Genomic DNA, 22713 nt, shown 5'->3' with positions numbered 1-22713 from the left:
AAATAGGGTGTCCACTAAACGAGGGTAACCTCAAACGAGTCTGCCGCACGCTGTTGATACCCCACTTCCGCACGTTGATACTCCATCAACTGCGCCGTGGTCTCATGCCCCATCAACCGGCGGGCTTCCTCCATCGACAACGCCCCCTGCATCACAAGCCGCACCAACTGCGTGCCATAGAACCGCCTACACGAATGCACCGAGCTATCAGCACCGCGCCCTGCAGCCGTCTTAGCCGGGTTGAAATAGTGAGTACGGAAATTGTTCTGCGTGAACTGCCCGCCGTTCTTCCGCGAAATAATCAACGCTTCCGGGTCAACCTTGCCAGCATCTTCCACATGCTTACGGATCACGTCTGCCACCCACTCCGGGGCCAGCACATCGCGCCTACCCGCTTCCGTCTTAGGTAGAGAGTTAATCAGCACTTCCTTGCCACCATCAGCCCGGTCAACGTCCTGCATATCGCGGCGAATCTTCAACGTCATAGGCGCGCCGGGCCGCAGGCCCGTTACGTCTTTCACGCGCAACTCCAGGGCTTCACCAATACGCAGGCCACACCACAGCAGGATTAGCGGGGCGTGCTCCAGCCAGGCCGGGAACGAGTCGCACAGCGTCTGCGCCTGCGCTGCGGTGAACACCGGTTCATCCCTGTTGCGGGTCTGTGGTTTAGGAAGCGTCACGCCCGCCGTGGGGTTCACGTCGATTAGCTGCAGTTCATCCTTTGCCCAGTTAAACGCCGTCACGAGTCGCTTTAGCGCGTAGTAGCACGTGCTGTATCCGTCGCTGCCCTGTGGCCAAATGCCTAGCATCTGCTCCACCCACAAGCGCACGCGTGCCCTATCGACTTCCACGGCCGGCACATCCCGCAGGCTATCCAGACGGCCCGGGTAGCTCTCATTAAAGGCGCGCAGCTCCAGGCGCTTACGGTGCGAGCGGATCGTGGTCTCCCGCAGGTTTGTGGCACGAGACAGCCAATCTTCCGTGAGTTCCCCCACGGTCATTGCCTTAGCCTGCTGCGCCTGCGCATCTGCCGCTGCAGCGGCGCGCCGCGCTGCGGGCGGTGTCCACGTCTCCGAGTCAATCAGCCGCCGCTCTATGGACAGCCAGCCCTCTGCATCCGTGGCGTTAGCGAAAGAGTGCCCCGGGCTGTGGCGTGCCCCATCCGGGCCTACATAGTCCGCATACAGACGCTTGCCCTTTTTGCTCACACGCCCGAACTCCCGGCGCTGCCGCTTCTTCTTAGCCATTGGTGTCCCCTGTTGTGGTGAGAGGTAGGGCCACGGGGAGAACGAGGGAGAAATTTCTCTCTATTTTCTCTTAGTGGCTTCATTTTGTGGCAACTATTGACCACAGCTGGCAAGATAGCATAATGCCGCTAACCAGTGCAGATACAACAAAACCCCCGGTCAATCACGACCAGGGGAAATGCTAACTTGTGGGCCCTCCGGGGCTCGAACCCGGGACCTGCGGATTAAAAGTCCGTAGCTCTACCAACTGAGCTAAAGGCCCAACGCCCACCTAGTTTAGCGGTGAGGTTGTGTGGAAGCGAAATCACCCCGGGGTAGTCCCCAGGGTGACCTACGCTCAGCCCATGCGAGGGATTAGCCGCGCATGTCGCCCTTCTCCGCGAAGTTGATCTGGAAGTCGAAGGCCGTCTTCAGATCGTGCGGGGTGTGCTGGAACTTGTTCTGCTTTGCGCGCTCGTAGTACTCCTCGAGCAGCGGGCGGTAGTCCGGGTGAGCAACGGAGATGACCTTCTCCACGCGTTCCTTGGGAGCCAGGCCGCGCAAATCAGCAACACCGTACTCGGTGATGATGACCATCGTGTCGTGCTCCGTGTGGTCGATGTGGGACGCGAACGGAACGATAGCGGAGATGGCGCCATCCTTGGCCACAGACGGGGAGACGAACGTGGAGATGTAGGCGTTGCGGGTGAAGTCGCCGGAGCCACCGGTGCCGTTCATGATGCGAGTGCCGCCCACGTTGGTGGAGTTGATGTTGCCGTAGATGTCGGCCTCAATCATGCCGTTGGAGGCAATGAGGCCTACGCGGCGGATGACCTCCGGATGGTTGGAGATCTGCTGCGGACGCAGGATGATGTGCTCCTTGTACTTCTCCGCCTTTTCGTTCATGCGGTCCGCGTACTCCGGAGACAGCGCGAAGGAGGTTGCGGATGCCATGGTCATCTTGCCGGCGTCGATAAGGTCAATCATGCCGTCCTGGATAACCTCGGTGTAGGCCTGGATATTCTCAAACTTGGAGTCGAGCAGGCCCGCCATAACGGCGTTCGGGACGTTACCCACGCCGGACTGCATGATGAACTGGTCGTAGGCCAAGCGACCGGCAGCTACCTCGCCCTCGAGGAAGTTAATAAAGTTCGCAGCGATCTTCTCCGAGACCTCATCCGGCGCCTTGAACGGGGCGTTGCGGTCCGGAGCGTCGGTCTTCACGACGGCGACGACCTTCTCCTGCGGAATCTCGATGTAGGTGGTGCCCACGCGGTCGCCCGGCTTGGTGATCGGAATCGGCTGGCGGTTGGGCAGCTTTTCAATCTTGTAGATGTCGTGCATGCCCTCGAGGTGCTCAGACTGCCACTCGTTGACCTCGATGATGATGCGCTCTGCGGCTTCGATGTACTCGAGATTGTTGCCCACGGCCGACGACGGCACGATGTTGCCGTTGTCGAGGATGCGGACGGCCTCAATGATGGCGACCTGGAAGTCACCATAGAAGCCTTCCTCCACCTGCTGGCCCGAGTGGGACAGGTGAATGTCCTGGTAGAGGGCGGAACCATCATTGAACTTGCCGCGCAGCACCGGATCGGAGTTGTACGGGGAGCGGAAGCGAATGGCGTCTGCCTCGGCGAGAACGCCGTCGCAGTCCGGGGCGGTGGACGCACCGGAGAAGACGTCGATCTGGAATTCTTCACCAGCAGCGTGAGCGGCCTTCGCCTTCTCTGCGATCGCAGTGGGCAGGGCCTTCGGGTAGCCAGCACCGGTGAAGCCGGAAATGCCGACGCGGTCGCCGTGGTTGACGAACTTAGCCGCTTCCTCAGCGGAAACAACGAGGTCCTGATAGAAACCGATACGCTCGGACAAGGCGATTCCTCCTGTGGTGTAAAACCGAATGTTAGTTACCTGGAACACAATAGCGAAGATCTGTTAAGGGTGTAGGATTATTTCACCATTTGCCTATAACCTGCGAAAAAAGGCACAATTAGGGGGTGAATTTGCGCATCGGTCCCCTCGAATTAGCCTCCCCCGTCATCCTCGCGCCCATGGCGGGTGTAACAAACATGGCTTTTCGCACCCTCTGCCGCGAGCAGGAACTCGCGCGCACGGGAACAGTCTCCGGCCTCTATGTCTGCGAGATGATTACCGCCCGCGCCCTCGTGGAGCGCAACGAGAAGACCATGCACATGATCGAGTTCGCACCGCAGGAAACCCCACGCTCGCTCCAGCTCTACACCGTGGATCCGGAGTACACCTACCGCGCCGCGAAGATGATCGTCGACGACAACCTCGCTGACCACATCGATATGAACTTCGGTTGTCCCGTGCCCAAGGTCACCCGCCGTGGTGGCGGTTCAGCCCTGCCCTATAAGCGCCAGCTCTTTGGCAACATTGTCACCGCGGCCGTCAAGGCCACCGAAGGCACGGACGTACCGGTCACGGTAAAAATGCGCGTGGGCATCGATGATGAGCACCACACACACCTCGACGCCGGCCGGATTGCTGTCGACAATGGCGCAGCAGCCGTCACCCTCCACGGACGCACGGCCGCGCAGCGCTATTCCGGCGACGCTCGTTGGGACGAGATCGCGCGCCTCAAGGAACACCTGGGCGACGAGGTCCCCGTCCTCGGCAACGGCGATATCTTCCGCGCTGACGACGCACAGCGCATGATGGATGCTACGGGCTGCGACGGCGTGCAGGTCGGCCGCGGCTGCCTGGGCCGCCCCTGGCTCTTCGCGGAGCTTTCCGCCCAGCTGCGCGGCGAGCCCATCCCGGACGAGCCCACACTCGGCGAGGTCACCCGCATTATCGTCCGTCATGCCGAGCTCCTGGCAGAGCACGACGGCGAAGACCACGCCGCGCGCGATATCCGCAAGCACATCGGCTGGTACATGCGAGGCTTCCCCGTGGGCGGCCAGGTGCGGGCCAAGCTCGCCCAGGTCACTTCGCTCGACGCGTTGCGCGAGATCCTCTCACCCTGGGCCGACTCGGAGGCCAAGGCTGCCGATGCCGCCGGTGCGCGCGGGCGCCAAGGCTCCCCCGCCAAGGTCGCGCTGCCCGATGGCTGGCTCGACGATCCGGAGGACATCACTGTTCCCCACGCCGCCGACATTATGAATTCTGGCGGTTAAGGTCCCCGCCTTACCGTGCGAGCACCCTCCCACGTAACGACTATCACCCCGTGCGCACGAGGTAATTCTCCTTACCACATGCACAATCGTGCCACGTCGGGTTATTTAAATGATCATTGAGTAAACGGCAGGTAAATTCCAGCACCTCCTAGTAGGCCACATGGACGATACCCCTCCTTACGCCTACCTCTTTGGACATAAATTTCTTGGGGGTAGACCCACCTTTCCCGTGCAATCCTTTCTATGGCGTAATAGGATGACAGTCATGCGTACGGCATACCGCGAACATCTCGACAACTTCTCCCACGACCTCATTGGCATGTGTGACGGCGTCGAGCAAATGATGAAACTGGCCTCATCTGGCCTGCTCACCGCCGATCTCCAAAAGGCGGAAGAAGCCCTGTCCCTCAAGGACGATCTTGAGGAGACCCGCGCTCGGTGCGAGGAGCGCGCCGTCAGCCTGCTCGCACTCGAAAATCCCATGGGCAAGGATCTGCGCCAGGTCGTGTCGTCGATCTACATCGTGGAAGACCTTTACCGCATGGGCAACCTCGCCAAGCACATCGCGACCGCCGCCCGCCGCCGCCATCCCGAACCTGCCATTCCGGACGCCTACCGTGGCTTCTTCGAGGAATACACACGCTTGTGCATTCACCTCCTGGAGCAAACGCGTGACAATCTCATCGCCCCAGACCCTGACCTCGCCATCCAGGCCGCCAAGGATGATGACGCAGTCGATGACATCAATGGCCACCTCATGTCCGTGCTCACCCAACGCGAGTGGACCGAGTCCACGCGCGCTGCGGTCGACATGGCACTGCTCTCCCGCTTCTTCGAGCGTTTCGCAGACCACGCCGTGAGCGTCAACTCGCGCATCGTCTTCCTCGTCACCGGACTCGCCCCCGAGCGCTACCTCGCGAAGAAGGATGAGGAAGCCCGCGCCGAGGACTTCGAGGAACGCTTCGCCGACATCACGAAGCAGTTCCGTAACTAGTCGGCGGCACGCAGCCGCCCCATCGGCGCGCCTTAGCGAGCGCGCAAAACAACCGGTGTGCGGGCCCAGCCGCCGGCTAGGTCACGCTCGCCGTCGCCGGAAGGCACAAGGTCGAAACGCGGCAGCAGCTCCGCGAAGAACGCGTGAAGCTCGTACATAGATAACGGCTTCCCCGGGCAATAATGCGCGCCCACGCCCCACACCAGGTTGTCTGCGGCGTGGCCTTCAGGATCAAAGCCCCTAAACATGTGGGGGTCGCGGTTGGCCGCAGTCCAATGCAGCCGCACACGCGTGCCGGCGTCCAGCTCTTCCCCCGCCACATGCACCGGGCAAGTGGTCACGCGGCGATTGGAGACGAAGGGATCGTCGAGACGCAGCAGCTCGTCCGCGATGGCAACGAACTCCATATGGCTCACCCCGCCGCGCAGGCGCTCTTGGAGCGGCACATTATCCGCGAGAGCACGCACAATGACGCCAATGCACTTGGCCATAGAGCCCAGGTCCCCTGCCGTCCAATTGCGCAGGATGGAGACGATCTCAGCGTGCTCAAGGCCGTGGTCGTGCGCGAGATGCCACGTGACGGAGCCCTCGGGAGTGGCCTCGAGGGCGGCCGTGATGATCTCGTCGTATTCCGCCGCGACGCGTGCCGTCCAGGCGCGGTCGCCCGAGCGCGCGGCGCGCGCGTTCTCCGCAACCCAATCCAGCAGACGGTCCTCTAGCGACTCGGGCCAGCTCAGCCAGTGCCGCATGGCGCGCACGCTGAAGAGCGCTGCCAGGCGATCTGCGTCGAGGCTATCCGCAGCGCGGTCGAGTACGTCACGCGCGACGGAGCGGAAATCCATCTCGGCCACGACCTCAGCATTGAGGTAGATATCAAGCAGCGTGCGGAAGCGTGCGTGTTCCTCGCCATCGAGACCGTTGGGCAGCTGGAGGTGCGCAGACACCCCAGAAGAATAGGAGGCCGGGTCGAGCGCGATCTCGCGTGCGGCGGCGTGACCCACGACGATCACCTCCGCGTCGGTGTGCACGAGCTGGGTGCCGAGGGAATGCTGGTGGTCGCCGAAAGCGCGGGGATCAGTCATGCCGACCAGTCTATAAAAGAAACACCCCAGGACGGCAGTTCCATGTAACTGAATCAGCACAAGGGAACCGCTGCCTGGGGCGCAGAACGGTTGCGAGGGAGGCTTAGCCGAAGCGGCCGGAAATGTAGTCCTCGGTCTCCTTCTTCGACGGGTTCTCGAAGATATTCTTCGTGTCATCGAACTCAACGAGGTGACCCGGCTTACCGGTGGCCTCGAGGGAGAAGAAGCCGGTCTTATCGGACACACGGGCTGCCTGCTGCATGTTGTGCGTCACGATGACAATCGTGAAATTCTCCTTGAGCTCGTGGATGAGGTCCTCCACAGCGAGGGTGGAAATCGGGTCCAGAGCCGAGCACGGCTCGTCCATGAGGAGCACCTCGGGCTCGACCGCGATGGCACGGGCGATGCACAGACGCTGTTGCTGACCACCGGAGAGGCCGCCGCCCGGCTTGTCCAGGCGGTCCTTCACCTCATCCCAGAGATTGGCGCCGCGCAGGGAACGCTCGGCGACTTCCTTGAGCTTCTTTTTGTTCTTCTCGCCGGACAGCTTGAGGCCAGCGACAACGTTTTCCTCGATGGACATCGTGGGGAACGGGTTCGGCTTCTGGAAGACCATGCCGATGGTGTTGCGCACGGACACCGGGTCGACCTTGGAGCCGTAGATGTTCTCGCCGTCAAGGAGGATCTCGCCCTTGACGGAGGCGCCCGGGATGACCTCGTGCATACGGTTGAGAGTGCGCAGCACGGTGGACTTGCCGCAGCCGGACGGGCCGATGAAGGCGGTCACGGCCTGGGCCGGAATCTGCATGTTGACGTTCTGCACGGCATGGAAATCGCCGTAGTAGATGTTCACGTCGTTGAGCGAAAGCTTGGACATGTGGGTCTTTACTCCTGTGAGTGGATAAGTCTGGGGGCGGGTTTACTTCTTAACGGAGAACTTCGCAGACACCCAGCGGGCCGCGACGTTGAGGACGGCGATGAGGATAACCAGCGTGAGCGCGGCGCCCCAGAGCTTGTCGAGCACGGCAGGCTGCGCGCCGGCCTTGTACATATCGAGCATCATGAGCGGCAGCGAGGACTGCGGGCCCTTGAAGGAGTCCCAGTTGATAGACGACGAAGAGCCAACCAACACGAGGACCGGAGCGGACTCGCCCATGACGCGAGCGACGGCGAGCATGATGCCGGTGACAATGCCGGACAGTGCCGTGGGCAGGACGATACGTGCAATGGTCTTCCACTTCGGGACGCCGAGGGCGTAGGACGCCTCGCGCAGGTCCATGGGCACGACGCGGAGCATTTCTTCCGTGTTACGGACCACGAGCGGAATCATGAGGAGCACGAGGGAAAGCGCCACGGCGAAGCCGGAGCGGTCGAAGCCGAAGAGCGTGATCCACATAGCGAAGACGAACAGCGCTGCGACGATGGACGGGACACCGGAGAGGATGTCAACCATGAACGTCGTCATGCGGCCGAGGAAGCCGCCCTTGGAGTACTCCACCAAGTAGATGGCAGTGAAGATGCCGATGGGCACCGAGATGAGCGTCGCGAAGAGGGTCTGGACGAAGGTACCGATGATGGCGTGCAGTGCACCGCCGCCCGCCTCGGTGTTCATGATGCCGCGCTGGGACGTCGTCCACCACTCAGGACTGAAGATGACGCCAGAGCCGCGGGCAATGAGCTCCCACAGCACCCACACGAGCGGGATCATCGCGATGATCATCGCGCCCCACACGACGGCGGTCGCAATGCTATTCGCGATCTTACGGGAGCCGGAGATGTGCTGGAACGCAGAGCCGTTTTTTACCGGAATTGCAGTAGTTGTAGTCATGCTGGGCTCCTCCTTACTTCTTATTCACGATGGAACGGGCAATGGCGTTGACCAGGAAGGTCAGGAGGAAGAGCATGAGGCCGGCGGCGATGTAGGCGCCAGCGCGCATCTCGTTACCAAACTCGGCGGCGGCCAGGGCGATGGCCGTCGCGAACGTCGTACCGCCGTCGAAGAGCGTGAAGCGGAAGTCGATAAGCGGCGAGACGACCATGTACAGCGCCATCGTCTCACCGAGCGCGCGGCCGAGGCCGAGCATGGAGCCCGCGATGTAGCCGGAGGTACCAAACGGCAGGACGGTCATGCGGATGACTTCCCAGCGGGTCGCGCCGAGTGCGAGCGCGGACTCGATCTGGCCCGGAGGGGTCTGCACGAAGACCTCGCGGGCGGTCGCCGCGATAATCGGGAGAATCATGACGGCGAGCACGATGCCACCCGTGAATATATTGCGGCCGGTCTCAAAAGACGGCGAATTGTCGTAGACCTTGAACAGGAAGAAGCCGCCGGCCCAGGACTCGAGCCAGGTGTAGAACCCGGAGAGCTTGGGTCCGAGGACCTGCCAGCCCCACAGACCGTAGACGATGGACGGCACGGCCGCGAGCATATCGACGAGAAAACCGAGCGGTTTTACGGCGCGGGCCGGAGCATAGTTCGACAGGAAGATGGCAATACCCAGCGCGATGGGCATGGCGATAAGAAGCGCGAGGACCGAGATGAGAACGGTCGACGCGAACATCGTGGGGATACCGAACTGCATAGCATCCGTATCGCTCGTATTCCAACGCTCACCGTAGGTGAAGAATCCAACGACTCCTCCCTCGTTGACGTTGAGGGCCGGGACGGCGCGCCACAGGAGGAACAGCGCGATGGCTGCAATCATCACCGTGATGAGCGTCGCGGACGCGGTGGACAGGAATTCAAAGACACGGTCGCCAGGGCGACGGACGCCCTTGCCCGAGTCTACAGTAACCACGTCATTCGTCGGCTTCGCAACGGTCGCCTGAGCGACAGTCGTTGGTTCCGCCTCGGGCGTGGACGCCGTGGTGAGGTTGTTGTCTGCCATGAGACTACGAAATCCTTTAGTTAGCGGGTGCGAGGGGTGTTACGCCCGCGCAGCGGGCTATAACGGCAAAGTTTTGGGAAACATGCCATAACCCCCAAACGTTTGTGCAACGGTTTGGGGGCAGCATGCGCGGCGCCGAACACGGCGCGACGCGGCGAAGGTCACCCGAAGCGAGCGACCCTCACGGGCGAAACTCTTAAGCGAGAGCCTCGACAGCAGCCTTCAGGCGGTCCAGGTGAGCACCAGAGACCGGGATGAAGCCAGCGTCCTCGAGCTCGGTGGACTGGTTGTCCAGGACAGTCTCGAAGAAGGCCTTGACCAGGGCGGCCTCGGACTCGTCGTAACCAGCGGAGCAGACGATGTTGTAGGTGGTGAGGATGAGCGGGTAAGCACCCTCAGCGTCAGAGGAGAAGAGCGCGTCCGCGTCGACGACCATGTCGTGCTCGGAGTTGGTCTCCTTGAAGGCCAGGTTGTCCAGAGCCTTGGCGACGGAGTCGTTGGACAGCTCGACCGGGCCATGACCGAAGTCGATAGCAGCGGTGGAGACGTTCTCCTTCTGCTTAGCGAAGCCAGCCTCGACGTAGGTGATAGCACCGTCGATGGAAGCAACCTGGTCAGCAACGCCGGAAGAGCCGTTAGCACCCTCACCGACGGCATCCGGGAACTGCTTGCCCTTGGAGTCCCACTCGCCGGTAGCAGCCTTGAGGAACTTCTGGAAGTTGTCCGAGGTACCAGACTCGTCAGAACGGAAGACGACGGTGATGTCCTTGTCCGGAAGCTCGACACCCTCGTTGGCGTCAGCAATAGCCGGGTCGTTCCACTTCTTGATCTCGCCCTTGAAGATCTTGGCGATGGACTCGGTGGTGAGGTTGACCGTCTGGTCGACACCCTCGAGGTGGTAAGCGATAGCAACCGGGCCGATGGTGGACGGCAGGTGCCATGCGTCGTTGCCGCCGCAACGCTCGTTAGCCGAGGTGACCTCGCCATCCTCCTCATCGAGCGGGGAGTCAGAACCAGCGAAGGTGGCGGTGCCGTTGATGAAGGCCTCAACGCCGGCGCCGGAACCGGAAGCGGTGTAGGACAGGTCAGCGTCCGGATACTTCTCGATGAAGGCCTTCTGGAACACGGACATGGCGTTCTGCTGGGAGGAAGCTCCCTCGCCGACCAGGGTGCCGGAGACGGAAGAGTCGCCCTGAGCAGAGTCGGAGGAACCGGAGTCAGAAGACTCGGAGCAAGCCACCAGAGCGGTGGAGGAAGCGGCGATCAGGCCGAAGATAGCTGCGGTGCGCTTGAAGTTGCGAATCACGGGAAACCTTCCAGTTATGTAGAGCAGATTCGAAAGAGGTCATTGGGGAGCCTGGATGACCACCCTTTTTCATTCTTTGGCGGGGGCCACGAGCTCACAGCGACATAACCTAACGAGCCTGGGTTAACCGAAAAGGTCACTTTCAGTGAACACAAGGTAAACAGTTATCACCGTTGATTAATGAAAATCATTGCTGCTGATACACGGCGTGCTCCTCGGCCACCCCGAAACCCAAATTTTCGTAGGCCCGCACTGCCGGTTCATTATCGGACTCGACATACAAAATCACACGTCGCGCGCCCTTTTCCACCATTCGGTGTAGCCCTGCATGGAGGAGCGGTGCCCCCAACCCACGTCCGCGATAGGCATTCGCCAACCCCACGACATAGACCTCACCAAAGGCCTCGCCGCCGTCCTCAACGTCTTCCGTGTGCCACTTGGTCCAGTGGAATCCAGCCAGGCTGGGGGTATTATCACTGCCCCCATTCGTAACGCCAGTCACATTTGTAGACGTGTCCCAGAATAGAATTACGTCCTTCTCATCGAACCATTCAGCCTCCATGCCGCGGCGCAAGCGCGCGACATCCCAGCCGCCTTGTTCGGGGTGCCACGAGAAGGCTTCATTATTTGCCGCCACCCATGCCGCGTCCACCGCGTCCGCGCCCCAGCGCGCCACCGACTCCTCATAGTTGAGGACCTCAAATCCTTCGGCAGAAGGAACCGTTGCGGCCGCGCGCAACGCTTCGCCCTCGACAGCCATGACGAGCAAGCGCCGCACGACGCTGAGCCCCTGGGCCTGCGCGAAGGCCTGTGCCGCCGGGAGATTACCGTGTGCCCACACCTGGAGGGAGGAGCCAGCGTCGAGCGAGCGGGCGGCATCGGCAAGCAAGGCCGAGCCAATGCCGCGCCGCCGGAAGTTCGGAGCTACAACGAGCTCTGCGGACTCCCCATCAAGCGCAATGAGCGCGCCGACCTGGCCATTCTCGCTATGCACGAAGTGCTGGTGGCCCAGGCGTTCATCGCTCAGCCCCAACAGATACTGCTCAGAGAAAGGTGCCACGCCATCGTTCGTGCGGGCGGCGTCGAGGACGGCATGGATCTGATCAAGGGTGTCCTGGTTCAAGCTCATGCCCCCACCTTAGTGACGCGCGGGTGCGTGCGGTAGAAATAGAACCATGAAGGCACTGAAAGCCGCGGGTGTCGCGGTGGGCTGCGTGGGAGCGCTCTGGCTAGCGGACTCCGCCGTAGCCATGCACGCGGAACACGCCGTGTCCGAACGCGTGGAAGAGCTCACGCGACTCGAGACCCCGCCGGACGTCTATATCGGAGGGCTTCCCTACGTCGCCGCGGCGGTCACGGGCACCGTGCCGCTGCTCGAGGTGCGTTCCTCCGACGTCGAAGTGCCACAGCTAGGCATGGTCAACGCGCAAACCACCCTGCGCGACGTGCACATCACCCCGCAACAGGTATGGACCGGGGACTATGACGGCGCGGTGGCCTCCACACTCTCGCGCAGCCTGAGCCTCGACGGCGTGGCGCTCGGCCGCCTGCTGGGCATGACGGATCTCAATATCAACAACCCGAATAATATCTCGCCCTCCGGCGGCAATTCCGCAGAAGCCGAGCTCACGGGCACCATCCCCGGCGACGAGTTGCCCACGACGGTTCAGGTAGAGCTGCGTCTCGAAGGCCCCATGTTCTATATGCGGCCCATCGACGCGCCAGAAGGCCACGTCCACGACGCGTTCTATCTGGAACTCGACACGCGTCGCCTGCCGCTGCCGGCCCAGGCGACGAAGGTCTCGCTGCGTGGCGGCACCATCAACGTGGAGGTCCAGCGCCGCAACGTCGAGCTCCACCTCGATCTCCTCTCTCCGCTGGAAATCGACGGGGACTACGACAAGGACGGCAAACAGATCACGAGCTAAGGCGAATAGACCTCAAGCGCGTCGGGGATAGAACGCAGCCGCACGTGCTCGAGTTTGCCTTCGGACTCGCCGTCCGCTTGGAAGCGGTGCAGGCCAGGCACGCCCAGCTCCACCCATTCCGCGTCATCGAATTGGATCACGCGGCCACGCGCAAGCCGGTACGCCCCAAAGAGGTGCAGCAAGCCCGCGAAGCCGCCGATGCCCCCAATATCCGTCAGCCCGAAGACCCCCAGGCCCTTATCGAAGGAGTTACGGGGGTTCGTCACGACGGGCAGCGGCCCGAGGAACGTCCACGGGTTGGTATTCGACGCAAAAATGAGCTGCGCGCCCCGCAGCTCGAGCGTGCGCTCCCCTGCCTTGGCGTGGACATCAATGTGCGGCGGGCGCACGCGCGCACGCGCCCAACCGCGCAGCGTCGCGCGCAGGTAGCGCAGCGGCGTCGCCGCAAGTCCTTTCGCACGCGCCTTGTCCACGGCGTGGAGAACGTCTGCGTCGAGTCCAAAACCAGCGTTGACGGCAAACCATCGCGCCTCGTCTGGCTCGGCCTCACCGTCTGCTCCGAGAGACTCCCACGTGCCCAGGCGGATGGTGCGGCGCAGGTCGTAGAGCATGCACTCGGCGAGGGTTTGGGCGGCATCGGCAGGCTCTGCGGGAAAGCCCAAAGCCCGGGCGAAGACATTGGCCGAGCCCGCCGGGATGACGGCGAGCACCGGGACCTCCTCGGCTGGGCGCGGGTTCTTGGGCGATCCCAGAAGCCCGCCCACGATTTCATTGACGGTGCCGTCTCCGCCGACAGCGATCACCACGTCGCACTCGGCGCGCGTGAGGGTGGACACCATCTCCGCCGCGTGTCCCGGATAGTGACTCTGCCGCACCAGAAGATGCAGGTCAGGGACCTCGCGCAGGCGGGCGTAGACCTGCCGAAGCATAAGTTCGCTCTGACTGGTCGAATTCGGGTTGGTGATGAGCAAGGCTCGCATGGGTTTCTAGCCTAGCGCTAAACGGTAGGCTGATGGGCATGTCTGAACGAAACGCATCCCACCCCGAAAACGATCCCAACAAGCTGGACGGCAACGAGGCCGTCAATCGCGCCGCGGAGGATTGGAAAGACGCCGCCTCCCGCAATATTCCGGCCGTCGGCCTCGACGAGGTCCCGGTTCCCGATGACACGGCGAACCTGCGCCAGGGCCCGTCCCTCCACGACGCGCTGCTGGGACTTCTCCCCTTGGTCGGCGTGTGGCAGGGCGAGGGCCAGGCTCACGATTCGAACGGCGATCAGTACACGTTCGGCCAGCAGCTCGTTATCGCCCACGACGGCGAGCACTACCTGACCTACACCTCTCGCACGTGGAAGATCGACTCCGAGGGCAAGCCGGTAGGCCCCGATGTACGCGAGTCCGGCTTCTGGCGCATCTCCCCCAAGGACGAGATCGAAATGACCTACACCTCGAATAACGGCATCGTGGAAATCTTCTACGGCGAGCCCTTTAACGAGCGCGCCTGGTCCCTCCAGTCCGCGTCCACCATGGTCACGGAGACCGGCCCGAAGAACCTCGGCCCCGGCAAGCGCATGTACGGCCTCATGCCGAATAACAACCTGGGCTGGGTCGACGAGCGCATGGTCGACGGCGAGATGCGCCCCTACATGTCGGCGGAGCTCAAGCGCATCGCGGGCTAAAGCATTAGAGCGCGGACCGCATCAGCTCCCGAATCTCCTCCACATTGGCGGGTTTCGGGAGCTTTTGTCCGTTCAGGTGCGTCACGCGCACCGGCCCGCGCGTCGAGGAGACGAGCCACACCGAGTCCGCCCCCAGCAGGTAGTCAACGTTCATTTCTTTGCGTTTACAGCGCCAGCCGTCTGCCTCCGCGCGGGCGAAGATGGCAGCTTGCGTCGTGCCCGGCAAAATTCCCGGCGCCGCGGGCGTGCGCAGCTTGCGTCCCTTGGTCGTCACGACCGACGAGCGGGAGCCCTCCAGCACGAGTCCTGCGCCGTTGAGGTAAATGACGTCCTGCGCGCCCTGCTTTTTGGCGTAGCGCAGCGCCGCCATCGTCGCGGCGTAGTTCACCGTCTTCGCCGGGAACTCCGTGGGCAGCTGCCACGTACGCTCCATGGTGATGGCCTTAACACCCTTCTCACGCTCACGCAGCGTCTCCGCGTCAATGCCCTCGACCGCGACCCAACCAGTGGGAATGCTCGTCGACGCGCGCCCGCGCGTGAGCGTCCACGTGCACTTGCCCTCGGCCTCGCCCCACTCCTCGAGTGCGGCCTTCGTGGCCTCCTGCCACTTCTCGGGCGTGGGCAGCGGCAGGTCGAGCGCCTCGGCCGAGCGCCGGAACCGCTCGAGGTGGCGTTCCATGTTGTGAGCCTGTCCGCCCTCAACGCGCATGGCCTCAAAGATGCCGTCACCACGCGTGACGCCCAGATCGTCGGCAAAGAGCAGCGGAAGGTTCGCGTTATGGCGGCGAATAGACCCGCCGAAAGGCTCGATGACGTAGATGACAGGCGCAATACTCATGACTTCAATTATGCCCTACGATGGGGATCCATGACCTACGTTTCGCCGTTGCTTGACCGTCCCCGCGCTGCCGCTTTCCAAGGGGACAGCCTCCTCGATAAAGAGGGCGTGGCCTGGCATTATGGCGATCCCCTCGTGGAGCAACGCTACGTCGAAAACGGCACCGCCGTCATCGACCGCTCGCAGCGCCGCGTGCTCGCCGTCACTGGCCCCGAAGCCGCGGTATTCCTTAATAATTTGCTCTCCCAAAAGCTTGACGATGCCCCCTCGGGCTTCGCCGCGTCCGCCCTCGACTTCGACATCCAGGGGCATATCCTCCACGCCGCAGACGTGGCCGTCGTCTCCCCTACCGAGATCTACCTCGACGTGCCCGACGCGCAGTTCGAGTCGCTGCGCGATTACCTCACGAAGATGATCTTCTGGTCCCAGGTCGAGGTGGCCGAGGCGGACCTTGCGATCCTCACGCTGCTCGGCAAGCCGGTAGACGGCTTCGACGCGGCCGCCGCGGGCGTCGTCTTTGATCGCACCGTGGACTGGCTCGGCGCCCCGCGCCGCGATCTCGCCGTCCTGCGGGCCGAACTGGTCGACGCGGTCGAGGCCCTCGAAGCCGCCGGCGCCCACCTGGCTGGACTCATGGCGTTTACCGCCGAGCGCGTCCGCGCCCGCGAGCCGGAACTGGCCGCTGACCTCGACGATAAGGCGATCGCCCACGAGGTTCCCCAGTGGATCGGCCGCGGCGAACACCCCGGCGCCGTCCACCTCAACAAGGGCTGCTACCGCGGCCAGGAGACCGTCGCCCGCGTGGAGAACCTCGGTCGCTCGCCGCGCTTGCTCGTCCTTTTGTACCTCGATGGCTCCGCGCCGGACCGCCCCGAGCCGGGCGCCGATATCCTGTCCGGCCCCGGTGGGCGCCGCGTGGGCCGCCTGGGCACCGTCGTCGACGACTGTGACTTCGGCCCCATCGCCCTCGGCTTGGTCAAGCGTTCTGCACTCACGGGCACCGATCTCGTCACCGGCCCGCTGCGCGGCGAGGCGAACGTCGCCGCGAGCGTCGAGCCAGAGTCCATCCCCACGGATGAGGGCCCCAAGGCTGGCCGCGCCGCGGTGGAGAAATTGCGCGGCCGCTAGCCTTCTTTGCCCTGTAACAGGGGGCGGTGCGGAATTTTTTCGGCACACAGGCTATTGTGTCTAACAGGACCATACTGTTATTGAAATTCGATGGGGCATCCGAACTTCCCTGGAATGCCTACACACACCTCAAGGGGGTCATGCACATGGGACGCGGACGCGCGAAGGCGAAGCAGACCAAGGTTGCACGCCAGCTGAAGTACAACTCACCTGAGATGGATTTGGACTCGCTCCAGCGCGAGCTCGCCGCTCAGAAGCCGCGCAACGACTGGGATGACGAAGACGAGGTGGACTACGAAGACAAATACGCCGACTACATCGACGAGTATGACGATGAAGACGACGTTGAGGATGACACCGACTCTTCGGACAAGCGCTAAGTCCTAAGACTCTTATTCCGCCGCCGGCCCGCCCGGCGGCGGATTTTTGCGTGTCCCCATCCTGACCGTGTCCGTCACGACGCTGTCTGCGCTTCGTCCGTCCGGCGCGCGGCGCGCGGCGGACTTCAGAACAACGAAGGCCCCATAAACCACGGAAATCTGAGCCTTCGTTGTCGTGAAATCCGCGACACCGTTTCCACGCGACGCACAGGCGCATTCCACCAGCTCGTTCCTTGCGATAATTCTCCGCGCGCCGCATGAGCCGACGCGATTTTCGCAAGGAACCGGACACGCGAACGCCGCCCTGCCGATGCGGCACGGGCGGCGTGTGTCTGAGGCGCGAACTTAGAAGTTCGGGTGCTCGCCCTGCATGATGACGCGCGGCTCGTCGCCGCCGGACTCGCGGATGGTGCCGAGCTCCCAGGCGTCGAGGTGGCGGGCGGTGAGCATGGCCAGGGCGCGGTCGCGGTCCTCCGGGGAGACGACGGCGATCATGCCGACGCCCATGTTGAAAGTCTTCTCCATCTCGGACAGGGCGATCTTGCCCACGGAGGCGATGGTGCGGAAGATCTGGGCCGGGGTCCAGGTCGCGCGGTTGACCTCAGCGGTGAGTCCCTCCGGGATGACGCGCTCGAGGTTGCCCGCGAGACCGCCGCCGGTGACGTGGCAGAACGTGGAGACCTGGCACTCGGCGGCGAGCGCCAAGCAGTCCAGCGCGTAGATCTTGGTCGGCTCAAGGAGTTCCTCGCCGAGGGGGCGGCCGAGCTCTTCCACGTGGCCGTCGAGCGGCAGGCCCGCCTGTTCGAGGAGGACGTAGCGGGCCAGCGAGTAGCCGTTGGAGTGCAGTCCAGAGGAGCCCATGGCGATGAGCACGTCTCCATCGCGGACCTTGTCCGGGCCAAGGAGGCCATCAGCCTCGACGACGCCCACGGCCGTGGCGGAGACGTCGTACTCTTCTGGGTCCATGACGCCGGGGTGCTCCGCGGTCTCACCGCCGAGCAGAGCGCAGCCTGCCTGGACGCAGCCTTCGGCGATGCCCTTGACGACCTCGGCGACCTTCTCCGGAACGACCTTGCCCACCGCAATGTAGTCCTGGAGGAAGAGCGGCTCGGCTCCGCAGACCACGAGGTCATCGACGCACATGGCGACCAGGTCGATGCCGATGGTGTCGTGCTTGTCCATCGCCTGGGCGACGGCGAGCTTCGTGCCCACACCGTCCGAACCGGCAGCGAGGATGGGCTCCTTGTACTCGCCCAGCTTGAACAGGCCGGCAAAACCGCCGAGGCCGCCCATGACCTCCGGGCGGGTGGCGCGCTTGGCGTGCGGGGCGAAGAGGGTAACGGCGCGGTCGCCCTCTTCGATGCTCACGCCGGCAGCGGCGTACGTGGTGCCGGAGTTCTCGGCGGCGGTCTCAGAGGAAGCGGTGGGGTTTTCAGACATCGCGGTGGGATTCCTTAAAAGTCGGTCGGAAGGGGTTTAGGCGTCGGTGCCTTGAAGTTTACGCACGGCCTCGGCATTGGGGTTGCCCGCTGGCAGGCCCAGGGGGTAGTTGCCGGTGAAGCACGCAGTGCACAGCTCCATGCCGGGCTGCTCGGTCGCGCCGACCATGTCGTCGACGGACACGAAACCCAGGGAGTCCGCGCCGATGGCTTCACGGATAACGTCGGCGACGGTCTCCGGGTCATCGGACGGCGTGGCATTCGCGATGAGCTCCGCAGGCGAGGCGAAGTCAATGCCGTAGAAGCACGGCCACTTCACCGGCGGGGACGCGATACGCACGTGGACCTCGGCGGCGCCGGCCTCCCGGAGCATGCGAATAAGGGCGCGCTGCGTGTTGCCGCGGACGATGGAGTCGTCGACGACCACGAGCTTCTTGCCCTTGATGACCTCGCGCAGCGGGTTGAGCTTGAGGCGGATGCCGAGCTGGCGCTGCGTTTGCGTGGGCTGAATGAAGGTACGGCCCACGTAGGCGTTCTTCACCAGGCCGTGGGCAAAGGTGATGCCGGACTCGCGGGCGTAGCCCACGGCGGCGGGGTTGCCGGACTCGGGCACCGGAATGACCATGTCGGCGCCGTCGGCCGGGCACGAGCGCGCGAGGCGACGGCCGATGTCCACGCGGGCGGCGTTGACGGAGCGGCCCTTAATCTGTGTGTCGGGGCGTGCCAGGTAGACGTACTCGAAGACGCAGCCGTGGCGGGTGGGCTCGGCGAAGGTCTCGGAGCGGATGCCGGCCTCGTCGATGGAGATGAGCTCGCCAGGCTCGACCTCGCGGAGGAACTGGGCGCCCACGATGTCGAGCGCACAGGTCTCAGACGCGACGACCCAGCCCTTCTCTAGGCGGCCTATGACGAGCGGGCGCACGCCATGCGGGTCGCGCGCGGCGTACAGCGTGTGGCCATCGGTAAAGGTGAGAGAGAAAGCACCCTTAACGCGCGGCAGCAGCGCACGAGCGGAGTCGAAGACAGAGGTGTTTTCATCTACGCCTTCGGCAAGCAGCATGGACAAGCACATGGAGTCCGAGACCGATTCCTGCGTGGGCTTAATCAAGCCCTTCTCCACGACCTCGGCACGCAGCTCGAGGTAGTTAACGAGGTTGCCGTTGTGGCACAGCGCAATGTCCACGCCGGACGAGGACGTCTCAAACATCGGCTGGACGTTCGACCATTCCTTGCCGCCCGCCGTGGAGTAGCGCGTGTGTCCCACGGCGACGTTGCCCTTGAGCGAGCCCAGGATGGATTCATCAAAAATATTGGCGACGAGGCCCATGTCTTTGAATACGACGATTCGCTCGCCGTCGCCGACGCCAATGCCGGCGGCTTCCTGGCCACGATGTTGGAGGGCGAAGAGGCCGAAGTACGTGAGAGTGGAGACGTCCTCCCCCGGTGCCCAAACGCCGAAGACGCCGCACTCCTCGCGCGGTTCAGTCTCCCCCTGATCGTCAAGATCGGTCAGTGGGGCGGGGTGGGTAGTGACAGCAGCATGCGCAGGGTTAATCACGCGCCCCATCCTAGCCGCTACAGGCACAGAAAACTAAAAGATTACGGGGAGCCATTTCGCGATTTCCCCCGCGCGCGAACCCGAGGCGTCGATGCGACGCGCCTCCACCGCCGTGGACCACTCCGTCACACCCAGCGCCAATTCCAGCCAGGTGCGCGCGTCCGTCTCGACCACATTCGGGGGCGTGCCACGCGTATGACGAGGCCCCTCAATGCACTGGACAGCCACGAACGGGGGAACACGCAGCTCCACACTGTGTCCCGGCGCGTCGTGTGCGACGGCACGGGCGGTGCGCCGGACGGCATCGGCAAGCTGCGAGCGGGAGGGATCCGGCAACGCCGGGTCGCGCACCCAGGCTTCCACGGCGGCGACGGCGGCGCGGGTGGCGGCGGGGTCATGCACCTTCTTCATACCCCCGGATTGTAGACCCGTCGCGACGACTTATACCCTTTGCCTGCGAATGTGCTCCACGAACCTTAAGGTAGTGACATGGCTAACGCTGAAACCCCGTCCCCATCCCTCACACTGCGCTTTATGGCTGCGCCCACGGACCTGCTTATCGCGGGCGCCCAAGGCATCGGCGGCGGCCGCGTCCTCGAATGGATCGATAAGGCCGCCTACGCCTGCGCCGCGCAGTGGTCCGGCACGTACTGCGTGACCGCCTACGTCGGCCACATCCACTTCACGCGCCCCATCCCCTCCGGCCACATCGTGGAGGTCCGCTCGCGCATTGCAATGACGGGCCGCACCTCCATGCACATCGTCAACGAGGTGCTCTCCGCCGACCCGCGTGACGGCTTCTTCACCCGCGCATGCGATTGCCTCGTCATCTTCGTGGCCCAAGACCCGACGACGGGCAAGCCGACCCCAGTGCCCTCTTTCGTACCCCAGACGGATGACGAGCTGCGCGTCGAGGCCGCCGCGAAGTCCCGCATCGAGCTGCGCAAGGCCATCGAGGCAGAGATGGACACGCAGACCTACGACGGGCCCTCGGATGCCCCGCGCATGGTTAACCGCTTCCTCGCCAAGCCCACGGACGTCAACTGGGGCGGCAAGGTCCACGGCGGCACGGCCATGGAATGGATCGATGAGGCCGGCACCGCGTGCACCATGGAGTGGTCCGGCGAGCAGACCATCGCCACGTACGCGGGCGGCATTCGCTTCTACCGTCCCATTTCCATCGGTGATCTCATCGAGGTCGACGCCCGCATGATGGTCACGGATACCCGCACCATGCAGCTGTCGGTCCACGTACGCTCCGGCGCGCCTGCCGAAGGCCGCACGAACCTTAAGACCGCCATCCACGCGACGGTGTCCTACATGGCCATCGATAACGACTGGCAGCCCCTTGGCGCCCGCCAGTTCACCCCGCGCACCGAAGAGGACATTCGCCTGGCTGAGCACGCCCACATCCTGCGTGGCCTGCGCGGCAAGTACTCCCCACAGCCGCTCATCGTGGCGCCGAAAGTTCAGCACATCGACTAGCTTTCCGATGCCCCCTTTCCCATAGGCTGGGCCAGAACAGCACGCGACCATCGAGCCCTATCTTTTTCTTCGACGGCACCACGCGTGAGGCTTTCACGTTCTACCACGAGGTCCTCGGCGGCGACGCCACGGACATTGAGACCGCGCGCGGTTGGTTCGAAGCTCTGGCCAAGGACGGCCGCGTCGTCCTGCCGATGGGCAAACAGCAGTGGGGCGATGTCTACGGCCAGGCCGAGGACAAGTTCGGCATTTTCAGGTCCGTCAACATCCCAAGCACATAGCGGCTGCCGCACATGAGGCAGCCAGCGCGGTCAGCACGCTAGGCCGCTGACACGACGACCATCCACACAGCGACGAGGTGCACGATAGCCGCGGCCACCGTCGCGGTGTGGAAGTGTTCGTGGTAGCCGAACCATTGGGCGTTGCGCCCAGGCCATTTGAAGCCGTAAATGAGCGCGCCGAGTGAATAGATAATTCCTCCGGCGAACAGCAGGCACACGACTGCTGGGCCCGCCTCGCGCCACAACTGCGGAATGAGCGGCACAACGAGCCACCCCAGCCCCAGGTAGACCACGACGTCGAGCCACCGCGGGTGAGAAATCCACACGAGATTCAGCACCACCGCAGCGATGGCGCCTATCCACGCGATGACGAGCAACCACCACGCGTTGTCTACCGCAATGCATAGCAGAGGCGTGTAAGTCGCAGCAATAAACACCGCGATGGTCGAGTGGTCTGCGCGCCGCCACCACGCCACGGTAGAAACCTTGCCCCAAGGCACGAGGTGATACGCGGCGGAAACTCCGAACAACCCGATGAGTCCCACTGCGTACACCGTCACACCCAGAGCCGCGCCCCACGGCACGCGCATCCACGCGAAGGTAACAAGGACCGTCGAGGCCACGAGTGCTGCGATAGCTGCGCCGAAGTGGAACCATCCACGCCCCGCTGGCCGCTGGCCGCGGTCAGCCATGACATACGTGCGGGTAATCAGGCCCTTGTCCATCGTGGTGCCTCCCATTCAGTTAACCTACGCCACCGTAACCATACCAGAACACCACTCCCCCACAGCCGGCCTTCACACCGTGCATGAGCGAGCGGCAGGCCCTCTCGCCCAGTCGAATTGCTCTCACACAGTAAGTTCTTTGCCCAGCGCACCCGCGAGATTCTCGTCGTTAACATGAACGTCATCGCGGGCCTTTCGGCCTCCGGCGCACCGGCCCTCACTATCGCAGAGGCTTATTTCGATAAGTACATCGCCATTGCGTCGCGGTCTGGCTACACGGCGGTCCTCCACGTGGACAAGCTCAAGAATACGAAGGTCTACTTCTATTCCGGCTCCGCCTGGAAAAGACGGCTTCGACACCGACCAACGCGGCATGTTCTGGAACGGCGTTATGGAGTACCTCGTACGCCTCACCAACGAGCCTTTCGTCGCCCAGGCACGTGGCGCGGGTGTCGACGTCACCTATGACCGCGATGCCTATGGCATTCACGATTGGCCGTACTACAAAGACGCCCTTGGCAAATCCTGGACAAAGGTCATTGGCCCTGCGCTCGGGGCATACGTCACCCACTTTTCGTTCGGGTTTCACGTTCCACGCGCGTGCGGAGCGGTAGTCGCCCCCTTCCTCAACTAGTTT

General features: G+C 63.4%; 22 protein-coding genes and 1 tRNA gene. 8 read left to right on the top strand and 15 right to left on the bottom strand.

Translation table 11 applies throughout. The features are described 5' to 3' along the window. Positions 1–14: 14 nt before the first annotated feature. From HMPREF3227_RS00920 to HMPREF3227_RS00910, 3 genes are all read right to left on the bottom strand, one after another. Positions 15–1247, bottom strand: coding sequence for a tyrosine-type recombinase/integrase (locus HMPREF3227_RS00920; RefSeq protein WP_066509525.1), 1233 nt, complete (start codon positions 1245–1247; stop codon positions 15–17). A 189-nt stretch (positions 1248–1436) separates the two neighbouring features. Continuing rightward, a tRNA-Lys gene (locus tag HMPREF3227_RS00915) sits at positions 1437–1509 on the bottom strand. A gap of 92 nt (positions 1510–1601) precedes the next feature. Then, complete coding sequence (locus tag HMPREF3227_RS00910; protein ID WP_066490313.1) at positions 1602–3098, bottom strand: succinate CoA transferase; 1497 nt, start codon at positions 3096–3098, stop codon at positions 1602–1604. Between the two features lie 125 nt (positions 3099–3223). Between HMPREF3227_RS00910 and dusB the strand changes: the two genes are divergently transcribed. Continuing rightward, positions 3224–4366 (top strand): tRNA dihydrouridine synthase DusB, encoded by a 1143-nt coding sequence (dusB, locus tag HMPREF3227_RS00905; protein ID WP_066509521.1) that lies wholly within the window; start codon positions 3224–3226, stop codon positions 4364–4366. Between the two features lie 265 nt (positions 4367–4631). After that, the gene (gene phoU, locus HMPREF3227_RS00900) at positions 4632–5360 is read left to right on the top strand and encodes a phosphate signaling complex protein PhoU (protein ID WP_066490302.1); all 729 of its coding nucleotides are present in this window, start codon (positions 4632–4634) and stop codon (positions 5358–5360) included. Positions 5361–5392: 32 nt separating this feature from the next. Here phoU and HMPREF3227_RS00895 read toward each other — a convergent pair whose 3' ends face one another. The 6 genes from HMPREF3227_RS00895 to mshD all read right to left on the bottom strand — a co-directional run bounded on the left by HMPREF3227_RS00895 (position 5393) and on the right by mshD (position 11765). Continuing rightward, positions 5393–6442, bottom strand: a complete 1050-nt coding sequence (locus tag HMPREF3227_RS00895; protein WP_066509519.1) for a cytochrome P450 — start codon at positions 6440–6442, stop codon at positions 5393–5395. 103 nt (positions 6443–6545) lie between these two features. Further along, on the bottom strand, positions 6546–7319 hold the full coding sequence (gene pstB / locus HMPREF3227_RS00890) for a phosphate ABC transporter ATP-binding protein PstB (protein WP_066490292.1): 774 nt from the start codon (positions 7317–7319) through the stop codon (positions 6546–6548). A gap of 42 nt (positions 7320–7361) precedes the next feature. Further along, positions 7362–8270, bottom strand: a complete 909-nt coding sequence (gene pstA, locus HMPREF3227_RS00885; protein WP_066490290.1) for a phosphate ABC transporter permease PstA — start codon at positions 8268–8270, stop codon at positions 7362–7364. A 13-nt stretch (positions 8271–8283) separates the two neighbouring features. Then, on the bottom strand, positions 8284–9330 hold the full coding sequence (gene pstC, locus HMPREF3227_RS00880; RefSeq protein ID WP_066509515.1) for a phosphate ABC transporter permease subunit PstC: 1047 nt from the start codon (positions 9328–9330) through the stop codon (positions 8284–8286). A gap of 196 nt (positions 9331–9526) precedes the next feature. Then, a complete protein-coding gene (gene pstS / locus HMPREF3227_RS00875; RefSeq protein ID WP_066490280.1) occupies positions 9527–10636 on the bottom strand; it encodes a phosphate ABC transporter substrate-binding protein PstS in 1110 nt (369 codons plus the stop codon). Positions 10637–10823: 187 nt separating this feature from the next. Then, on the bottom strand, positions 10824–11765 hold the full coding sequence (gene mshD / locus HMPREF3227_RS00870; RefSeq protein ID WP_066509513.1) for a mycothiol synthase: 942 nt from the start codon (positions 11763–11765) through the stop codon (positions 10824–10826). A gap of 46 nt (positions 11766–11811) precedes the next feature. On the opposite strand from mshD, the gene HMPREF3227_RS00865 reads away from it, so the two are divergent. Beyond that, on the top strand, positions 11812–12564 hold the full coding sequence (locus HMPREF3227_RS00865; RefSeq protein ID WP_066490278.1) for an LmeA family phospholipid-binding protein: 753 nt from the start codon (positions 11812–11814) through the stop codon (positions 12562–12564). On the opposite strand, the gene HMPREF3227_RS00860 is transcribed toward HMPREF3227_RS00865, so the two are convergent. Next, on the bottom strand, positions 12561–13544 hold the full coding sequence (locus tag HMPREF3227_RS00860) for a diacylglycerol/lipid kinase family protein (protein ID WP_070540263.1): 984 nt from the start codon (positions 13542–13544) through the stop codon (positions 12561–12563). The genes HMPREF3227_RS00865 and HMPREF3227_RS00860 overlap by 4 nt on opposite strands. Before the next feature lie 38 nt (positions 13545–13582). Here HMPREF3227_RS00860 and HMPREF3227_RS00855 point away from each other — a divergent pair, with 38 nt between their 5' ends. Then, the gene (locus HMPREF3227_RS00855) at positions 13583–14242 is read left to right on the top strand and encodes a heme-binding beta-barrel domain-containing protein (protein ID WP_066490277.1); all 660 of its coding nucleotides are present in this window, start codon (positions 13583–13585) and stop codon (positions 14240–14242) included. Positions 14243–14246: 4 nt separating this feature from the next. Here HMPREF3227_RS00855 and HMPREF3227_RS00850 read toward each other — a convergent pair whose 3' ends face one another. Beyond that, positions 14247–15080, bottom strand: coding sequence for an aminodeoxychorismate lyase (locus tag HMPREF3227_RS00850; RefSeq protein ID WP_066509511.1), 834 nt, complete (start codon positions 15078–15080; stop codon positions 14247–14249). A 30-nt stretch (positions 15081–15110) separates the two neighbouring features. Here HMPREF3227_RS00850 and HMPREF3227_RS00845 point away from each other — a divergent pair, with 30 nt between their 5' ends. Beyond that, positions 15111–16208, top strand: a complete 1098-nt coding sequence (locus HMPREF3227_RS00845) for a CAF17-like 4Fe-4S cluster assembly/insertion protein YgfZ (protein WP_066490266.1) — start codon at positions 15111–15113, stop codon at positions 16206–16208. Between the two features lie 146 nt (positions 16209–16354). Continuing rightward, positions 16355–16588: a DUF3073 domain-containing protein gene (locus HMPREF3227_RS00840; RefSeq protein ID WP_181734566.1), complete on the top strand. Its 234-nt coding sequence runs from the start codon at positions 16355–16357 to the stop codon at positions 16586–16588. A 345-nt stretch (positions 16589–16933) separates the two neighbouring features. Here HMPREF3227_RS00840 and purM read toward each other — a convergent pair whose 3' ends face one another. From purM to HMPREF3227_RS00825, 3 genes are read right to left on the bottom strand one after another with little or no spacing between them, the layout of a single operon-like run. After that, positions 16934–18028: a phosphoribosylformylglycinamidine cyclo-ligase gene (gene purM / locus HMPREF3227_RS00835; RefSeq protein WP_066490255.1), complete on the bottom strand. Its 1095-nt coding sequence runs from the start codon at positions 18026–18028 to the stop codon at positions 16934–16936. Positions 18029–18064: 36 nt separating this feature from the next. Beyond that, positions 18065–19594: an amidophosphoribosyltransferase gene (purF, locus tag HMPREF3227_RS00830; RefSeq protein ID WP_082723263.1), complete on the bottom strand. Its 1530-nt coding sequence runs from the start codon at positions 19592–19594 to the stop codon at positions 18065–18067. Positions 19595–19618: 24 nt separating this feature from the next. Further along, positions 19619–19996 carry a sterol carrier family protein gene (locus tag HMPREF3227_RS00825; protein ID WP_066490248.1) on the bottom strand — a complete coding sequence of 126 codons (378 nt, stop codon included), beginning with the start codon at positions 19994–19996 and terminating at the stop codon, positions 19619–19621. Positions 19997–20074: 78 nt separating this feature from the next. Between HMPREF3227_RS00825 and HMPREF3227_RS00820 the strand changes: the two genes are divergently transcribed. Further along, the gene (locus HMPREF3227_RS00820; RefSeq protein ID WP_066490245.1) at positions 20075–21070 is read left to right on the top strand and encodes an acyl-CoA thioesterase; all 996 of its coding nucleotides are present in this window, start codon (positions 20075–20077) and stop codon (positions 21068–21070) included. A 319-nt stretch (positions 21071–21389) separates the two neighbouring features. Here HMPREF3227_RS00820 and HMPREF3227_RS00815 read toward each other — a convergent pair whose 3' ends face one another. Then, complete coding sequence (locus HMPREF3227_RS00815) at positions 21390–22091, bottom strand: PAQR family membrane homeostasis protein TrhA (RefSeq protein WP_066490243.1); 702 nt, start codon at positions 22089–22091, stop codon at positions 21390–21392. A gap of 376 nt (positions 22092–22467) precedes the next feature. Between HMPREF3227_RS00815 and HMPREF3227_RS00810 the strand changes: the two genes are divergently transcribed. Then, positions 22468–22710 carry a hypothetical protein gene (locus HMPREF3227_RS00810; protein ID WP_141628561.1) on the top strand — a complete coding sequence of 81 codons (243 nt, stop codon included), beginning with the start codon at positions 22468–22470 and terminating at the stop codon, positions 22708–22710. The last annotated feature ends 3 nt before the right edge of the window (positions 22711–22713 follow it).

Origin of the sequence: Corynebacterium sp. CMW7794, assembly GCF_001563605.1 — a bacterium.
In the GTDB taxonomy this organism is placed as follows: domain Bacteria; phylum Actinomycetota; class Actinomycetes; order Mycobacteriales; family Mycobacteriaceae; genus Corynebacterium; species Corynebacterium phoceense.
This window is presented reverse-complemented; position numbering and strand designations above follow the sequence as displayed.

What these genes read in the sequence shown, in the direction of transcription:
- HMPREF3227_RS00920 (WP_066509525.1), bottom strand. Translation starts at nt 1,247, where the DNA reads ATGGCTAAGAAGAAGCGGCAGCGCCGGGAGTTCGGGCGTGTGAGCAAA.
- phoU (WP_066490302.1), top strand. Translation starts at nt 4,632, where the DNA reads ATGCGTACGGCATACCGCGAACATCTCGACAACTTCTCCCACGACCTC.
- HMPREF3227_RS00895 (WP_066509519.1), bottom strand. Translation starts at nt 6,442, where the DNA reads ATGACTGATCCCCGCGCTTTCGGCGACCACCAGCATTCCCTCGGCACC.
- pstB (WP_066490292.1), bottom strand. Translation starts at nt 7,319, where the DNA reads ATGTCCAAGCTTTCGCTCAACGACGTGAACATCTACTACGGCGATTTC.
- pstA (WP_066490290.1), bottom strand. Translation starts at nt 8,270, where the DNA reads ATGACTACAACTACTGCAATTCCGGTAAAAAACGGCTCTGCGTTCCAG.
- pstC (WP_066509515.1), bottom strand. Translation starts at nt 9,330, where the DNA reads ATGGCAGACAACAACCTCACCACGGCGTCCACGCCCGAGGCGGAACCA.
- mshD (WP_066509513.1), bottom strand. Translation starts at nt 11,765, where the DNA reads ATGAGCTTGAACCAGGACACCCTTGATCAGATCCATGCCGTCCTCGAC.
- HMPREF3227_RS00865 (WP_066490278.1), top strand. Translation starts at nt 11,812, where the DNA reads ATGAAGGCACTGAAAGCCGCGGGTGTCGCGGTGGGCTGCGTGGGAGCG.
- HMPREF3227_RS00860 (WP_070540263.1), bottom strand. Translation starts at nt 13,544, where the DNA reads ATGCGAGCCTTGCTCATCACCAACCCGAATTCGACCAGTCAGAGCGAA.
- HMPREF3227_RS00855 (WP_066490277.1), top strand. Translation starts at nt 13,583, where the DNA reads ATGTCTGAACGAAACGCATCCCACCCCGAAAACGATCCCAACAAGCTG.
- HMPREF3227_RS00850 (WP_066509511.1), bottom strand. Translation starts at nt 15,080, where the DNA reads ATGAGTATTGCGCCTGTCATCTACGTCATCGAGCCTTTCGGCGGGTCT.
- HMPREF3227_RS00845 (WP_066490266.1), top strand. Translation starts at nt 15,111, where the DNA reads ATGACCTACGTTTCGCCGTTGCTTGACCGTCCCCGCGCTGCCGCTTTC.
- HMPREF3227_RS00840 (WP_181734566.1), top strand. Translation starts at nt 16,355, where the DNA reads ATGGGACGCGGACGCGCGAAGGCGAAGCAGACCAAGGTTGCACGCCAG.
- purM (WP_066490255.1), bottom strand. Translation starts at nt 18,028, where the DNA reads ATGTCTGAAAACCCCACCGCTTCCTCTGAGACCGCCGCCGAGAACTCC.
- purF (WP_082723263.1), bottom strand. Translation starts at nt 19,594, where the DNA reads ATGGGGCGCGTGATTAACCCTGCGCATGCTGCTGTCACTACCCACCCC.
- HMPREF3227_RS00825 (WP_066490248.1), bottom strand. Translation starts at nt 19,996, where the DNA reads ATGAAGAAGGTGCATGACCCCGCCGCCACCCGCGCCGCCGTCGCCGCC.
- HMPREF3227_RS00820 (WP_066490245.1), top strand. Translation starts at nt 20,075, where the DNA reads ATGGCTAACGCTGAAACCCCGTCCCCATCCCTCACACTGCGCTTTATG.
- HMPREF3227_RS00815 (WP_066490243.1), bottom strand. Translation starts at nt 22,091, where the DNA reads ATGGGAGGCACCACGATGGACAAGGGCCTGATTACCCGCACGTATGTC.
- HMPREF3227_RS00810 (WP_141628561.1), top strand. Translation starts at nt 22,468, where the DNA reads ATGGAGTACCTCGTACGCCTCACCAACGAGCCTTTCGTCGCCCAGGCA.